This is a genomic window from Novosphingobium sp. EMRT-2, from assembly GCF_005145025.1.
Taxonomy (GTDB): Bacteria; Pseudomonadota; Alphaproteobacteria; order Sphingomonadales; family Sphingomonadaceae; genus Novosphingobium.
This window is the reverse complement of record NZ_CP039697.1, coordinates 147,212-163,275: the sequence shown is the minus strand read 5'-3', so window position 1 is coordinate 163,275 and position 16,064 is coordinate 147,212. Positions and strand designations below refer to the sequence as shown.

At 67.2% G+C, this 16,064-nt stretch carries 12 protein-coding genes; 9 read left to right on the top strand and 3 right to left on the bottom strand.

Annotated features, from left to right (window positions below):
- Nucleotides 1–113: 113 nt before the first annotated feature.
- The 3 genes from FA702_RS18905 to FA702_RS18895 are packed head-to-tail and all read left to right on the top strand — an operon-like array spanning nt 114 to nt 4,338.
- Nucleotides 114–1,814, top strand: coding sequence for an MFS transporter (locus FA702_RS18905; protein ID WP_255504888.1), 1,701 nt, complete (start codon nt 114–116; stop codon nt 1,812–1,814).
- On the top strand, nt 1,811–2,932 hold the full coding sequence (locus FA702_RS18900; RefSeq protein ID WP_136957670.1) for an HlyD family secretion protein: 1,122 nt from the start codon (nt 1,811–1,813) through the stop codon (nt 2,930–2,932). The genes FA702_RS18905 and FA702_RS18900 overlap by 4 nt, the downstream gene beginning before the upstream one ends.
- Nucleotides 2,932–4,338, top strand: a complete 1,407-nt coding sequence (locus FA702_RS18895; protein ID WP_136957669.1) for an efflux transporter outer membrane subunit — start codon at nt 2,932–2,934, stop codon at nt 4,336–4,338. Before FA702_RS18900 ends, FA702_RS18895 begins: the two co-directional genes overlap by 1 nt.
- On the opposite strand, the gene FA702_RS18890 is transcribed toward FA702_RS18895, so the two are convergent.
- Nucleotides 4,313–5,920 (bottom strand): hypothetical protein, encoded by a 1,608-nt coding sequence (locus tag FA702_RS18890; protein WP_136957668.1) that lies wholly within the window; start codon nt 5,918–5,920, stop codon nt 4,313–4,315. The two genes, FA702_RS18895 and FA702_RS18890, sit on opposite strands and share 26 nt — an antisense overlap.
- Before the next feature lie 43 nt (nt 5,921–5,963).
- Between FA702_RS18890 and FA702_RS18885 the strand changes: the two genes are divergently transcribed.
- The 6 genes from FA702_RS18885 to FA702_RS18860 all read left to right on the top strand — a co-directional run bounded on the left by FA702_RS18885 (nt 5,964) and on the right by FA702_RS18860 (nt 14,269).
- Nucleotides 5,964–6,668, top strand: coding sequence for a pentapeptide repeat-containing protein (locus FA702_RS18885; RefSeq protein ID WP_255504887.1), 705 nt, complete (start codon nt 5,964–5,966; stop codon nt 6,666–6,668).
- Between the two features lie 5 nt (nt 6,669–6,673).
- Complete coding sequence (locus FA702_RS18880; protein ID WP_136957667.1) at nt 6,674–7,174, top strand: DUF159 family protein; 501 nt, start codon at nt 6,674–6,676, stop codon at nt 7,172–7,174.
- A gap of 53 nt (nt 7,175–7,227) precedes the next feature.
- The gene (locus FA702_RS18875; RefSeq protein WP_136958069.1) at nt 7,228–7,836 is read left to right on the top strand and encodes a TetR/AcrR family transcriptional regulator; all 609 of its coding nucleotides are present in this window, start codon (nt 7,228–7,230) and stop codon (nt 7,834–7,836) included.
- Nucleotides 7,837–8,316: 480 nt separating this feature from the next.
- A complete protein-coding gene (locus tag FA702_RS18870; RefSeq protein WP_136957666.1) occupies nt 8,317–9,600 on the top strand; it encodes an efflux RND transporter periplasmic adaptor subunit in 1,284 nt (427 codons plus the stop codon).
- A gap of 40 nt (nt 9,601–9,640) precedes the next feature.
- A complete protein-coding gene (locus FA702_RS18865) occupies nt 9,641–12,829 on the top strand; it encodes an efflux RND transporter permease subunit (protein ID WP_136957665.1) in 3,189 nt (1,062 codons plus the stop codon).
- A gap of 12 nt (nt 12,830–12,841) precedes the next feature.
- Nucleotides 12,842–14,269 carry an efflux transporter outer membrane subunit gene (locus FA702_RS18860; protein ID WP_136958068.1) on the top strand — a complete coding sequence of 476 codons (1,428 nt, stop codon included), beginning with the start codon at nt 12,842–12,844 and terminating at the stop codon, nt 14,267–14,269.
- 34 nt (nt 14,270–14,303) lie between these two features.
- Here the strand turns inward: FA702_RS18860 and FA702_RS18855 are convergent, their stop codons facing one another.
- Complete coding sequence (locus FA702_RS18855) at nt 14,304–15,083, bottom strand: enoyl-CoA hydratase/isomerase family protein (protein ID WP_136957664.1); 780 nt, start codon at nt 15,081–15,083, stop codon at nt 14,304–14,306.
- Between the two features lie 220 nt (nt 15,084–15,303).
- Nucleotides 15,304–15,990: a helix-turn-helix domain-containing protein gene (locus tag FA702_RS18850; protein ID WP_136957663.1), complete on the bottom strand. Its 687-nt coding sequence runs from the start codon at nt 15,988–15,990 to the stop codon at nt 15,304–15,306.
- Between the last annotated feature and the right edge of the window lie 74 nt (nt 15,991–16,064).

Sequence of the window (16,064 nt, the reverse complement as noted above, 5' to 3'; positions counted from 1 at the left end):
TCAGACTTTTCCGGAAAATAGAAAAGATCGAAAAGGTCGCCCATCGCGTTGCCTGTCCTTGCGACGCGCCCTATAGTGTTCCGATCGTTGCCATTCTGGCGGCCGGGGGCGGCGTGGACGGACAGGACGTCTATCAGTTCAAACCGCATGAACGGCCCACCCTGCCAGGGTCGCCCGCCAATCCCGATCATCCCGCGCGGCGGCGCGTGGGGTATTTCGCGGTCGGTGTGCTGATTGGCGTGACCGCGGGCCTGGGCAATGCGCTGGTGGCGGTCAATCTCAACTTCGCGCAGGGCACGCTGGGCCTCTATTCCAACGAGGCGGCCTGGCTGACGGCGGCCTATCTTATGACCAACACCACGGCGAACCTGCTGCTGGTGAAGTTCCGGCAACAGTTCGGCCTGCAGAGTTTCGTCCGGTACATGCTGGGCGCCTATGCGCTGGCGACGCTGCTGCACTTGTTCGTCCACGGCTTCTGGTCGTCGGTGCTGGTGCGCGCGGCCAGCGGCATGGCGGCGGCGGCGCTCACGTCGCTGACCATCCTCTATCTGATGCAGGCCATGCCCGCGCCCAAGCGGCTGGTCGGGGTGATGCTGGGCATCTCCATCCCGCAACTGGCGACGCCGCTGGCGCGCGTGCTTTCGCCGGGCCTGCTGGAATGGGGCGACTGGCACATGCTGTACTGGTTCGAACTGGGGCTGGCGCTGGCCATGCTGGCCGCGATCATGGTGCTGCCCCTGCCGCCGAGCGAGCGGTTCAAGGTGTTCGAGCGCGCCGATTTTCTCACCTTCGCGCTGCTCGGGCCTGGCCTGTGGCTGCTGATCGCGGCGCTGACGCAGGGCCGCATCGAATGGTGGACCGACCGCGCGTGGATCGGGTGGGCGCTGGCCGGCAGCATGGTGATGATCGCGGGGGCGCTGCTGATCGAGCATTTTCGCGAGAACCCGCTGATCAACACGCGCTGGCTGGGCACGCGCGAGATGCTGCGGCTGATGGCCGTGGCGGCCTCCGTGCGCATTCTGCTGTCGGAACAGGCGTTCGGGTCGGTGGGCCTGCTCAACGTGGTGGGCATGATCAACGACCAGATGGTGACGCTGAACCTGGTGATCGTGCTGGCCTCGATCGCAGGCATGACCGTGGCGGTGCTGACCTTCAATCCCGAGAATTTGACGCGCCCGATCATCGTGTCCGCCGTGCTGATCGCGATCGGCGCTTACATCGATGCGGGATCGACCAACCTCAGCCGGCCGGAGATGTTCTATTTCAGCCAGGCGCTGATCGGGTTCGCCTCGCTGCTGTTCATGGCGCAGGCGATGGTGATCGGCATGGCCCGGACGCTGCTGGCCGGGCCGCGCAATTTCATCAGCTTCGTGGTTCTGTTTAGCCTGAGCCAAAGCATAGGCGGCCTTGTCGGCACCGCCGCCCTCGGCACGTTCGAGACGATGCGGGAGAAGTACCATTCGCACGAGCTGGTGCAGGACGTGGTCATGACCGACCCGCAGGTGGCGTTGCGCGTGCGGGCAGGTTCGGGCGCGGTCGCGCCGGTGATCGGCGACCCGGCGCTGCGGAGCGCGGAAGGCGTTGCCCTGCTTTCGCAGCAGACCACGCGCGAGGCGCATATTCTTGCCTTTGACGATCTGTTTCTGGTGGTCTGCGTGCTGGCGGTGGCGGCGGCGCTGTGGGGCGTGGCGATCCGCCGCGCGATCCTGCGACGGCACGAGATTTCGCCAGTGATTCTCCTGCAACAGAAGATGGCCGAGCAGGCGGCCGCGATGGCGAGTCCCGCCACGGGGCGAAACGGGGAAAGCGCATGACGGATCAGGGGCCAAGCGAAACGATCAGGGCGGAACCGGCCCCGGCCGATCCACAGGTCAACCCCGTGCCCAACGGCTGGAGGCCGCCAGCCAAGAGCCGCCTGACCGTGATCGTCATCGCCGCGATCGCCGTGGCGGCGGCGCTGGCGATCCTTTACGCTTGGCAATTGCCCCCGTTCGCGGGCTGGAGCGAGGGCACGGACAACGCCTATGTCCGGGGCAGGGTCACCGTGATCAGCCCGCAGGTGAGCGGCTATGTGACGTCCGTGCCGGTTCGCGACTTCGCGCAGGTGAAGGCCGGGCAGGTGCTGGCCACGATCGATGACCGCATCTATGCCGCGCGCGTCGAACAGGCCAAGGCCAACCTGGCCGCGCAACTGGCCGCGCTTGCCAATTCGCAACAGAGCCAGCGCGCGCGCGAAGCGGCGCTGACCGGGCAGGAAGCCGGGATCGCCAACGCGCAAGCGCAGCTCGTGCGGGCGGAGGCGGACATGAAGCGCGCGAACGCGCTGGTGGCTGACGGATCGATTTCCGAACGCGAGCGCGACCAGACGCGTGCCGCGTTGCTGGCCGCGCAGGCGGGCGTCCGGCAGGCATCGGCAACGCAGCAGGTCGGCCAGCAGGACGTGCGTTCGGTGCTGGTCGGCCGGGGCGGGCTGGAAGCGGCGGTGGAAGGGGCGAAGGCGCAGCTCCGGTTGGCGCAGGTCGATCTCGACAACACCGTGATCCGCGCGCCGTCGGACGGCCAGCTGTCCGAGATCGGGGTGCGCAACGGGGCCTTCGTCACGGCGGGCACGCAGCTCATGTTCCTGGTGCCCAACGACTTCTGGATCATCGCCAACTTCAAGGAAGCGCAGACCAGCGGCATGCGGATCGGGCAGCCGGTGACGTTCCGGGTCGACGCGCTGAACGGAACGAAGCTGACGGGCAAGGTGGAGAACCTCTCGCCAGCGGCGGGGTCCGAATTCGCGGTGCTCAAGCCGGACAACGCCACCGGCAACTTCGTCAAGATTCCCCAGCGGATCGCGGTGCGCATACGCATCGATCCTGGGCAGGCGGCGGCGGCCCGCCTGCGGCCGGGCATGTCGGTCGAAGTGCGCGTGGCGACGAGGCACTGATGCGCCGTTCCGCGATCCATTCGCTTCCGGTGGCGCTCTGTGCCGCGCTGGCGGCGTGCGCCGGCCCGCATATCGAGACGGCGCAGGTGGCGCCCGTGGTGGCGCCGACAGAATGGCGGGTCGATACCGCGCAGTCCGGCCTGGTCGAACCGGCGTGGTGGCAGGCGTTCGGGGACCCCGTGATGACCGGGCTGGTCGAACGGGCGCTGGCCGGCAATCCCGATATCGCCATCGCGGCCGCGCGCGTGCGCGATGCGCGGGCGCAGGAGATGGCGGCGCGCGCCGCCTTGCTGCCCACGCTGGATGCCACCGGCGCGTCGGCCCAATCGCGCAGCGTCAATGCCTTCGGCAAGCCGGTAGAGCAGACGGCCGCGCAACCGCAGCTGCAGGTGGCATGGGAAGTCGATCTGTTCGGCCGCCTGTCCGATCAGGCGTCGGCAGCCCGGTCCGCGTGGTTCGCCAGCGAGGCGGCGCGCGATGCCGTGCATCTGTCGATCGCGTCAGCGGTGGCCAGCGGGTATATCACCCTGCGCGCGCTCGATGCCCGGCTGGAGGTCGCGCGCGAGACGCTCACGGCCCGCGCGCAGGCGCTGAACCTGATGCGCCGCCGGACCGATGCGGGCTATGCCTCGCGGCTGGAACTGGAGCAGGCCGAAGCGGAATACCAGTCTGCCGCGCAGATCATCCCGGCGATCGAACAGGGCATAGCCCGGCAGGAAAACGGATTGCGCGTGCTGGCGGGTGATCTTCCCGGCGATGTCGCGCGCGGCACCACGCTGGCCGCGCTGCGCGAACCGGCGATTCCGGAGGCGCTGCCCTCCGAACTGCTGCGTCGCCGCCCCGATGTCGCGCAGGCGGAATGGCAGCTGGCCGGTGCCGATCATGCTCTGGCTGCGGCGCGCAAGCGCTTCCTGCCCCAAGTGCGGCTTTCAGCTTCGGCGGGAGCGGCCCTGTCAACTCTGCTGGCCGACCCGATCACGATCTGGTCGGCGGGTGGAAGCGTGCTGGCGCCGCTGTTCGAAGGCGGGCGCCTGCGCGCCGGCGCGGAAAGCGCGGCAGCACAGCGCGATGCGGCGGCGTACGCCTATCGCAAGGTTGCGCTCAACGCCTTTCGCGAAGTCAACGACGCGCTAGTCGGTGCCGTCCGCACCGACGAACAGGCCGCCATCCTGACCGCGCAGCGCGACGCGCTGGCGCGGGCATACCGGCACGCCAGCGCGCGCTATGCGGCCGGCTATTCGCCCTATCTCGAACAGCTCGATGCCCAGCGCGGTCTGCTCGCCGCGGAACTGGCGCTGATCCAGGCACGCTCCGACGCCTTGACCGCGCGCGTGGCCCTGTTCCAGGCGCTGGGTGGCGGATGGCTGCCCGAAAGGGCAGCTACCGATTCCCAGAACGGGAAGTGACCGCAGCGCGGTTCGTGCGCCGGCATATCCGGATGGTATCGCCTGCGCTCACGCAGTGGAATCCGCGTTGCAGCATCGCTTCGGCGGCTGCGGTGAAGCTCTGCCAGCGCAGATTGAGTTCGGCGAAATCGGCAACCGGCGTCACAAATGTGCCGGGCACCAGCGGCTGATCCTCGGGAAAGTCCACGATGAGGTAATCCGCCTTCGCGGCGCAGGCCAATATGCCATCGAGCACCTTGGTGTCGGTGAACCGGTACTGGAAGAAGCGCGGGCAGACGAGCCGGTCCGTTCGCGTTCCCGACGCATGATGCAGATCATTGTCGGAACCCAGCCGCGCGTACCGGACCGGAGCTTGCCCCGCCACCTGATGAAGCGCCACGGCTTCGGGCGGATCTGCATCGAGTTCCTCCACGCGGTCAAAGAAGTCCAGCGGGCTGTCGTCCGTCCATATCTCCATGCCGGCAAAGGACAGCGCCCCTGCCGCCCCGAGGATCACCGGCAAGGCGATGAGCGGACCGCAGCTCGCCAGCAGGTCTGGAACCGCCACGGCTGCCCCGATCGCCAGAAAGATGTGCAGGACGGCAAGGTGCGGCCCCCAGATAGCCGTGACGCCGATCACCGCGAGCGACAGGGGGTAGATCGCAAGGCATCCCGCCAGAAACGGGCGCAGCGCGCCGTCAGCCGGCCCGCGCAGGAACCGGACCAGCAGGAACAGGAACGTCGCGAGCGATAGCGCCAGTATCGCCTTGCCGAAGTACAGCGCGGTGAGCGCATGATTCCACAGGTTGCCAAGCAGCGTCGGCGCGAAAAAGACGTTGCTGTGCGAATAGAGCAGGTTTGCCTGCTGGGCTGCAAGATAGCCGTGCAGTTCTCCCCGCGCGGCCAGGGCTGTGATCACGATGGCGGAAGCGACCGCGCAGGCCGATCCGCATCGCCACAGGAACCCAGCGGCCCGTTCGCGCGGGGTGGATCGGGCAATCGCGTGGACCAGAACGAACGCCAGCGCGATCGGCGCGTAGATCAGCTTGGTGAACAGCAGGGCCGCCAGCGCCACGCCGGTGGCGATGCCGCGTCCTGCCGTGGCAAGGGCGATCGTGGCCAGGGTCAGCGCGATCCCCGGGGGAATGCTGCCGCCCCGATCATACAGCGGCCCGGTCAGCATGAAGGCCGTTGCCATGAGAACCAGCCGATGGCCCAGCGCGCATCCGGGATGGAAACGCCGCGCCAGGGCGGCGGCGATCAGCGCCGCCCCGCCCACGCACGCCAGCTCGAAGCCGTATTCCGCAAAGGGGCCGATCAGGCGCTGTGCCGCAATGGCGTAGTAGAACAGCGGGTCCTTGTTATCGATCACGTCGACATAGAGCCGATCGCCGGCCAGCATCCTCTCTGCAATGGACTGATAGAGCGACCGGTCCGCCACGGGTTCGGGCACGAGGCGGGTGGTAAAGAACAGCAGGAACATCGGGACCGGCAGCCAGTCAAGCCAGGTGCCGAACCACTTGGCGGTGGAACGACCGTCGGCATGGCCGCTTGTACGCTCGGAATATCTCCGACAGACCTGCCATCGGTGCGTCATCGTCATGGTACTGCGACTTTACCAAGATCGCGACAAAGTCCTATCAGGAATGATGATCTCCAACACGGACCATGCGCGGACGGCCGACGGACTAACGCTGGCGCGCGCCGATATCGTCGCACTGACGGCCGGCGATAACCCGGGCACGGCGCATCTTGTCGGCTGCGATCTGGACGGGGCGGACCTCAGCGATCTCGATCTTGCCGGCTGGCGGTTCGAACGGTGTACGTTGCGGCGGGCCGGCCTGGCCAGGGCGAGGCTGGAAGGCACGCAATGGCTCGCCTGTCGCGCACCGTTCGCCAGCTTCCTTGGCGCCGATCTCACCGATGCCGTGATCCAGTCATGCGACTTCAACAACGCGGACTTGAGGCAGGCCCGCCTGACCAGCGCGCGGTTGACGGGCAGCAAGCTGACGGGCGCCGACCTCACGGATGCGCGGATCATCGACCTCCATTGCGAGGAAGTGCTGCTCGCCGGCGCCAAGCTCGCTGGGCTGAGCTTTCGCAAGCAGCGCCTGCGGCATCTCGATTTCAGCCAGGCCGATCTGCGGAAGGCCGATTTGCGCGAAACCGTGTTCGAGGCGTGCAGCCTGCGCGATGCCACGCTGACAGGCGCCCGCTTCGAAAAGGCCGATCTGCGCGGAGCGGATCTGGGCGGATTGCGACTCACCGATGTGGCGCTGTTCCGCGGCGCGACCATATCACGCGAGCAAGCCGGACAACTGATTGCCGAACTCGGACTGAGGCTTGGCTAGCCGCCATGGCGCCGGCCTATCGTATCGATGCTTCGGCGCGGCAGATCGCCGAGAATCTGGGGGCCGATGCCGCCGGCGATGTGTGGCAGGGCGGTACGGTCGTGCCCGGCGGCTACGCGCCGGTGATCGTGACCACCCGGGAGAATGGGCGCCACCTCGTCCCGCGCCAATGGGGTGTCCCGCCGCCTCCCCGCGGCGAATACCTGGTCCCGTTCGTGCGCAACCTGGATAGCCCGTTCTGGATCGGCACGCTGCGGCACGCGCAGTTCCGTTGCCTCGTGCCCATGACGCATTATCGCCGAGGCGATAGCTGGTTCACCGATCCCGCGGCGCCGCTGCTCGCCGTGGCTGGCATATGGCGGGATTCCGAGATTCCGAGCTTTGCCATCCTGACTTCGGGCGCGTCCGGCCCGCTGCCGGTCATCCTGCGGCCCGAAACATACGACGTCTGGCTGCGGGCCGATATCAAGATTGCCCGCCATCTGATCGAGGAGCCTCCGTGCTGAATCTCGGCCGGCCACTGGACGACGGCGGGTTTCGTATCTATATACCGCTCGGTATGGAAATGGCAGTTCAATCCGGACGGGGGCGCCCCAGGGAATTCGATCCCGAGGAAGCGCTGGCCGCCGCGCTCCAGGTATTTTGGCTGCGCGGATACGAAGGCGCGTCCATGGCCGAGCTGACCGAGGCGATGGGCATCACTAAGCCCAGCCTCTATGCCTGCTTCGGCAACAAGGAGGCGTTGTTCCGCAAGGCGCTCGATCTCTACGAGCGGGACAAGCTCTGCTACGTGAAATCCGCGCTGCAGGAACCGACAGCTAAAGCGGTGGCCGAGAAGCTGCTGCGCGGCGCGCTTGCCCTGCAGACCGGCGAACCCGATCCGCGCGCGTGCCTTGGCGTGATCAGCATGGTCGCCTGCACGACGCATGCGGACACGATCAAGGAAGAAGTGATCGCGCGCCGCGCCTCGTCGGAACAGGCCATGGTGGAACGGTTCGAGCGTGCGAAGTCCGAAGGGGACTTTCCCGAAAGCATCGATCCGGCGGCGCTGGCAGCTTATCTCAATGCCGTGATGCAGGGCATGGGCGTCCAGGCGGGCGCGGGCGCCACGCCCGAGCAACTGGCGCAACTGGTGGATATGACGCTGGCTGTGTGGCCCGGCCGATAGGTGACCAACTCGCTGGAAAAGCAAATCTTTTTGCATTTCCTCATTTAATCTACTAATCGGTACAAAATTCCGGTTGACGCCCCATCGCTCCATATTATATACCGCATGGTATGGAATAAAGCAGAGGCATCCGGGAGGGGGTTGTGTCCAACCCGATCTGTTGAGCCCGATTTTCTAGAATAGCCGCGCGCTTCGCTCCCTGGGGCGGGGCGCGCTCACCAACCCCTGCGGAAGACGCCCGCCGAATCTCACCCCGGTCGGCGTGCCCTTCCGCTCCTCCCGCAGCCGGTTCCGGCGTCGCGAGCGCGTGCGCATGCCGTCCACGCGCCGGAGCCGGCTGCATCCTTTGCGTGGCGCGAGCCGCGCAGCCCCGTCCGCTTCGCCCCCGTGCGAACGGCGTTCCCATTTTCGTGTCCGTCAAGCCGATGCAGGGCGCATCCGGCGTTGCGCGGGCGCGTCTGCCAATGACGGAGTCTTGCAATGAACATGGTCTCACGCATCCAGGCCGAAATGCCGACCATCCCCATGGAGGCGCCCGGCAAGGAGAGCCGTCCCCGCCGCCGCTGGCGGACGGCCGCTCTGGTCGCGATCGGGCTGGCGCTGGCGGGTGGTGCCGGCTGGAAGGCGTTCGACCGGCCTCAGGCCGAGGCCGCCGTGATGCCGCAGCCCACCGTCGGCGTGGCCGCGCCGCTGGTGCGCAAGGTGGTGCTGTGGGACGATTATGTGGGCCGTTTCGCGCCGAGCCAGGCGGTGGAAGTCCGCCCGCGCGTGTCCGGGCAGATTGTCGCGCTGCATTTTCATGACGGCGACATCGTGCGCAAGGGGCAACCGCTGTTCACGATCGACCAGCGTCCCTTCCTGGCCGCGCTGGCCGAAGCGCGCGCCAATGCCGCCAGCGCGCGCAGCACGCTGCGGCTGGCACAGGCCGACTACGGGCGCGTCAGCCGCTTGACCGGCGACGAGGCGGTTTCGGCGGCCGAAGTCGATTCCCTGCGCGCCCGCTTGCAGGCGGCGCAGGCCGCGCTGGCCGCCGCCGACGCGCGGGTGCGGCAGCTGGCGCTCAACGTCGAATTCACCGTCGTCCGCGCGCCGATCACCGGGCGCGTATCGGACCGCCGGATCGATGTCGGCAATCTGGTCTCGGGGGCGGATGCCGCCAACGCCACGCTGCTGACCACGATCAACGCGCTCGACCCGATCTACTTCACGTTTGATGCTTCGGAAGCGCTGTTCCTGAAGACGCAGCGCGATCGCGCCGAAGGCAAGGGTGGCGGCGAGGTGGAAATCCGCCTTCAGGACGAAGGCGATTTCCGCTGGAAGGGCCGTCTCGATTTCACCGACAACGGACTCGATCCGCGCTCCGGCACGATCCGCGGCCGGGCGGTGCTGTCCAACCCGGACCTGTTCCTGACCGCCGGCATGTTCGGCAACATGCGCCTGTCGAACGGCGGCGAGGTCGATGCCCTGCTGGTTCCCGACGAAGCGATCCAATCCGATCAGGCGCGCAAGGTCGTGCTGGTGGTCGGAACCGACGGCGTCGTGGCGGCCAAGCCGGTGGAACTCGGCCCGGTGGTCGATGGCCTGCGCGTGATCCGTTCCGGCCTCGCCCGGTCCGACCGGGTGATCGTTTCCAACATCCAGGCCGCCGCGACGGGCACCAAGGTCCTGACCCGCGCCGCGCCGATCCAGGCCGCGAAAGCGCCCGCCGCCCAGGCCGGAGGCTCACCGCCCCCCGCCGCATCGCAGGCCACGTTCGCCCGCTGATCCGCGCGCCCCGTTTCTTCTTTCGCAGGATTACCCTCTCATGCGTTTCTCGCGCTTCTTCATCGACCGGCCGATCTTCGCGGCGGTGATCGCGGTGATCATCTCGGTCGTCGGCGCGCTGGCTTTCATCGGCCTGCCCGTCAGCCAGTATCCCGACATCGTGCCGCCGACGGTCACCGTCGCGGCGCAGTACCCCGGCGCCTCCGCCGAAACCGTTGCTCAGACCGTGGCCGCGCCGATCGAGCAGGAAATCAACGGCGTCGACAACATGCTCTACATGAGCAGCCAGTCGACCGGCGACGGCAAGGTGACGATTACCGTAACCTTCAAGATCGGCACCGATCTCGATGCCGCGCAGGTGCTCGTACAGAACCGCGTTGCCGTGGCAACGCCGCGCCTGCCCGAGGAAGTGCAGCGGCTGGGCGTGGTGACGCGCAAGACCACGCCGAACTTCCTGATGGTCGTCAACCTCCAGTCGCCCGACGGCACGTTCGACCGTGATTACCTGTCGAACTACGCGCTGACGCAGGTGCGTGACCGGCTGGCCCGGTTGGATGGCGTGGGCGACGTGCAGCTCTTCGGTGCGCGCGACTATGCCATGCGCGTCTGGATCGATCCCGGCCGCGCCGCCGAACTCAACCTGACGGCGGGCGAGATCGTGGCGGCGCTGCGCGCGCAGAACGTGCAGGTCTCTTCCGGCGCGATCGGGCAGCCGCCCTACAACCGCGGCGAAGCCTTCCAGATCGGCGTGGAGATGCAGGGCCGACTGACCGACCCGCAGCAGTTCGGCGATGTCGTCATCCGCAGCGACGCCGATGGCCATCAGGTCCGCGTGCGCGATGTGGCGCGCGTGGAACTCGGCGCGCAGGACTACGGCATCAACACCTACCTGTCGAACAAGCCCACCGTGGTCGTGGCGGTAATGCAGCGCCCGGGTTCCAATGCACTGGATGCCGCCAACAAGGTCAAGGCGGAGATGGACACGCTGTCCAAGCAGTTCCCCAAGGGGCTGGAATACAGTGTGATCTACAACCCCACCGAGTTCATCAGCCAGTCGATCGACGCGGTCTATCACACGCTGTTCGAAGCGGTGATCCTCGTCGTCATCGTCATCCTGGTGTTCCTGCAGAACTGGCGCGCGGCGGTCATCCCGATCATCGCCATCCCGGTCTCGCTGATCGGCACGGCGACGATGCTGGCGGCGGTTGGCTATTCGCTCAATTCGCTCTCGCTGTTCGGGCTTGTTCTGGCGATCGGCATCGTCGTCGACGATGCCATCGTCGTGGTCGAGAACGTCGAGCGCAACATTGAGCACGGCATGAGTCCGCTGGAGGCCGCGCGCACCTCGATGGATGAGGTTGCGGCCGCGCTGGTCGCGATCGTGCTGGTGCTGTGCGCCGTGTTCGTGCCGACGCTGTTCATCACCGGCATTTCGGGCGCGTTCTACCAGCAGTTCGCCGTGACGATCTCTACCGCGACGGTGATCTCGCTGCTGCTGTCGCTGACGCTGTCACCGGCCGCCGCCGCGCTGCTGCTGCGCCCCAAGCACGGGTCTGCCGCCGAGGATCCCACCGCACCGCGTTGGAAGCGCGTGCTGGCGCAAGCCGGCGATCGCTTCAACGCCGGCTTCGATCGCCTGTCCGACCGCTATGGCCGCCTCACGCGCTGGCTGCTGGCCCGCCGCAAGAAGGTGCTCGCGACCTATGCCGCGCTGATCGTCGCCACGATCGGCCTGTTCTGGGCGACGCCCGGCGGGTTCATTCCGGCGCAGGATCAGGGCTACTTCCTGGCCGTGGTGCAACTGCCCCCCGGAGCCTCGCTGGAGCGCACCGACGCGGTGACGCGCGAAGTCGCGGCCAAGATCCTGCCGATCAAGGGCTTGCGCGGCGCGGTGATGTTCGCCGGCTTCCACGGCCCGTCGCAGACGTCGGCGCCCAATTCGGCCGCGATCTACTTCCCGTTCAAGAGCTTTGCCGAACGCGGCGCGGAAGGCGTGACTTATGCCGGGATCATGGAGCAGGCGGGCAAGGCCGTTGAAGGCTATGACAAGGCGCGCATCCTGCTGGTGCCACCGCCGGTCATCCAAGGCATCGGTGCGGCCGGCGGTTATCGCTACATGCTGCAGGATCGCGAAGGCCGGGGCTACGACGCGCTGAACAAGGTGGCGGGTGACGTTATCGCCAAGGCCAATCAGACGCCCGGCCTCAGCCAGGTCTATACGCTGTTCGATGTCGGTACCCCGCGCGTGTTCGCGGATGTCGACCGTCGCAAGGCCGATCTGCTGGGCGTGCCGCCCGAACGCGTGTTCGAAGCGATGCAGGTTTATCTCGGCTCCGCATTCGTCAACGATTTCAACCTTCTGGGGCGGACTTATCGCGTAACGGCTCAGGCCGATGCCGACCATCGCGGTTCGGTGGCGGACATCGCCAACCTCAAGACCCGCTCGAACTCCGGGCAGATGGTGCCGATCGGATCGGTCTCCACCTTCCGCGACAAGACCGGACCCTATCGCGTGGTCCGCTACAACCTGATGCCGGCGGTCGAAATCGACGGCAGCACCGCGCCGGGCTATTCGACCGGGCAATCGCTGACGACGATGGAAGCGCTTGCCGCATCGACCGTGCCCGCCGGCTATGGCGGCGAATGGACCGACATCGCCTATCAGCAGAAGACCGCCGGAAACACCGCCGGCGTGGTCTTCGCCATGGCCGTGTTCTTCGTCTTCCTCGTGCTCGCGGCCCAGTATGAAAGTCTGACGCTGCCGCTGGCTATCATCCTGATCGTGCCGATGTGCCTGTTCGCAGCGATGCTGGGCGTAAACCTGCGGGGGATGGACAACAACATCCTGACTCAGATCGGCCTTGTCGTGCTGATCGCCCTGGCCGCCAAGAACGCGATCCTGGTGGTCGAATTCGCCAAGCAGGCGGAAGAGGAACGCGGCCTTTCACCCGTGGAAGCGGCGGTCCATGCCGCCCGCGCGCGGCTGCGCCCGATCCTGATGACCAGCTTCGCCTTCATCCTCGGTGCGGTGCCGCTGGTGGTGGCGAGCAGGGCAGGGGCGGAACTGCGGCAGGCACTGGGCACGGCGGTGTTCTTCGGCATGACCGGCGTCACCGCGTTCGGCCTGCTGTTCACGCCTACTTTCTACGTGGTCTGCCGGGGCCTGGGCGAACGCCTGGGCCGTGGCCGCCGCGCCGCGGCCGCCTATGCGCCGCAGCCGGCCGAATAAGGAATTGCGATGATGATCCGGAAACTGCTTCCTTTGTTGCTAGGTGCCTCGGCGCTCAGCGCCTGCGCCACGGTGCCAGCCTACACGCCCCCTGTCGCGCCGCAGGCGGCCGCCGGGCCGTTCCTTGGCAGCGCCTCGCCAACCGTCAGCACGGCGGCAACCGCCGATCGCTGGTGGACGCTGTATCATGATGCCCGGCTGGATCACCTGGTCGAGGATACGCTGGCGCAAAATACCGACGTGCGCGTGGCCGTGGCGCGGATCGAGCGGGCGCGGGCGCAACTGCGCGGCGCGCGTTCGCAAAGGCTGCCGCAAACCGGGGTTACCACTTCGGCCGACTATGGCCGCTCTGCCGCCGCGCAGACGCCGGTTGGCGTGGACCGCGAAAGCTGGACGTTCGATGGCGGCCTCGATGTCTCCTACGAAGTCGATCTGTTCGGCCGCGTGAAAAGCGGGATCACCGCCGCGCGGGGGGGCGATCTGGAAGCCGCGGAAGCGGACGCGGCCGCCGTGCGCGTGGCGGTGATCGCGGATACGGTGCGCGCCTATTTCGATGTGACCACGTCCGCCGAGCGGCTGGCCGTGGCGCAACAGACCGTGGCGCTGCTCGATCGGTCGATCCGCATCACCACCGCACGGTTCGAGGTGGGCCGGTCGGACCGGCTCGACGTGATCCGCGTGACCGCGCTGCGCGATCAGCAACAGGCGCAGATCCCCGCGCTTCAGGCGGACCGCGATGCCGCGCTGTTCCGGTTGGCGACGCTGACCGGCCGGACGCCGCAGGCGCTACCGTCCGAGATCGCCAGCGCCGGTACCGTCACGCCCGCGCTTGCCCAACCCATTCCCGTGGGCGATGGCGCGGCGCTGCTGGCGCGGCGGCCCGACGTCAAGGCGGCGGAGCGGCGCCTGTCAGCCGATGCGGCGCGCGTCGGCGTTGCCACGGCCGACCTCTATCCCCGGATCACGCTGGGCGGATCGATCGGCGCGACGGCGCTGGGCGGCGCGAACCCGTTCACCGGCGGCCCGTTCCGCTGGCTGCTCGGTCCGCTCATCAACTGGTCGTTCCCCAACCAGGAACCGGTGCGGGCGCGGATCGCGGCGGCCAAGGCCGATAGCGCGGCCTCGCTGGCGCAATTCGATGGCACCGTGCTGCGCGCGCTAGAGGAAACCGAACGGGCGCTGGCATCCTACAGCCACGCGCTGGAGCGCGAACAGACGCTGGCGTCCGCGCGCGATGCGGCGGCGCGCGCGGCGGCGATCAGCGTCGCGCGGCAGCGGGAAGGGCGGATCGACTTCCTGACGCTGCTCGACGCGCAGCGCACCCTGGCCAGCGCCGACGCCGATCTCGCAGCGGCCAAGCGCGCGGTGGCGTTCGCGCAGGTGGACGTGTTCCGCGCCCTGGGCGGGGGCTGGGAAGCGGCTGCACCGCCGCGCGCTTGACGCGGGCCATGTGGCCAGCGTGGACGCCTGTGGCTTAGCGCCGCTGCCAGCGGCCCGGCCGGCGTTCGGCGACCGCCTGCACGCCTTCCTTGAAGTCCGCGCTGGCGAACAGCGTGATCTGTTCGCGGCATTCCCGTTCGGTCTGCGCGGCCACCGCATCGGCAAGCCCGTGGCGCAGCGTGGCGCGCGTGGCTTCGACCGCGAGCGGCGCGCCTTCGGCGATCTCGGTGGCAAAGGCGAGGGCGGCTTTCGCCAGGTGCTCGGCGGGCACCACCTCGTCCACCAGGCCCATGGCCGCGGCTTCGGCTCCGGTGTATCGGCGGCCGGTGTAGAACAGCTTCGCGGTGTTCTGATGGCCGATCACGCGCGGCAGAATATGGGTCAGCCCGAAGCCGGGATGGATGCCGATCTTGACGAAATTCCCGGCGAACCGGGCGTCTTCCGCCGCAATCCGGAAATCGCCCACCATGGCGAGGCCAAGCCCTCCGCCAATGGCCGCACCCTGAACCGCGACAACGATGGGTTTGCGCGTCCGGAACAAGCGGACCGCCTGGCGATAGAGATCGCCCGGATCGGCCAGTTCGCCCTGGCCAGACCCTTCGCGGCCGGAAAAGCTCGCGCCGGCGCAGAAGACCTTGCCTTCGGAGCGCAGCAGGACGGCGCGCAGATCGTCGGCACGATCGATTTCCTCCAGCGCGTCCGCCAGCGTGTTGATCAGATCGACATCGAAATAGTTGAGCGGCGGGCGCGAAAAGCTGACGATCGCGACGGCATCCTGCGTGGTGATCGTGACGCCATCGAACTCAGTCTTCATGCGCTATCCTCTCGTTCCCCGGCTCGATGGCCGGCTCCTGTTGTCCTACCGCCCGCCCAGTCTTCGTCCGATACCGGCAACGATGGCGGATACAAGCGCGTCGCGCAACGATAGTGGTTCGCATCCGTGCGGACGTCTTATTTTACATAATCTCTATTATCAACTTTATCGATGTTGTGCGGGACCGGCGCCAAGGCCCGTTTCCATCCGGCCGAAACCTCTAGAGGCGCGGCAAAGCCATGGCCTTGCGGGATTGCCGCTTCTCGGGCGCGCCGCCTAGCTGTTCTTCGTGAATGTCGAGCAGCGAATCCAGCAGTTCGGCATCGCTGCTTGACATCACGCCGAGCACCTCGGCCTCGTCGCAGCCTTCCGCGGCGAGATAGGCGTGCCCCATACTGGAATCGATGTAGAGCGATTCGCCCTCGTGCAACACCATCGCGTCGTAGAACTCCGTCACGACCACTACGCTACCACGAACCACATAGACGAATTCCTCGCCCGCGTGGCGCACGAGATCGCCGAACTGTTCGAGCGTCTTGGCGCGGATCTTGGTGATGGCCGGGATCATGCGCTTCCGCCGCAGTTCGGTGCAGAGATAATAGTAATCGTAATTGGGCGTTTCGACGCGCAGCGCCTCGTCGAGCAGACCCTTGCTGCGCCGCGCGGTCACCTGCGCGGCGGGCGTTTCATCGCGGCTGCTTTCGGCGAACAGTTCGGACATCCGCAGGCCAAGCCGCTGGCTGATCTGCTGCAGCTTATCATAGGTCAGCGTAAGCCGGTCGTGTTCCACCTTCGACAAGGTGGAGACCGGAATGCCCGCCTTCTCGCTCATTTGCTTGAGCGTCCACCCGTTACGGCTGCGCAATCCCCGAACAAGCGCGCCGAGTGTGGGAGTAGCTGCGGACATTCGGACGATCCTTATTCGTTGACTGATTTTCCAATCAGGATAATGTAATCCCAATTGGAGCATTTGCACACTGT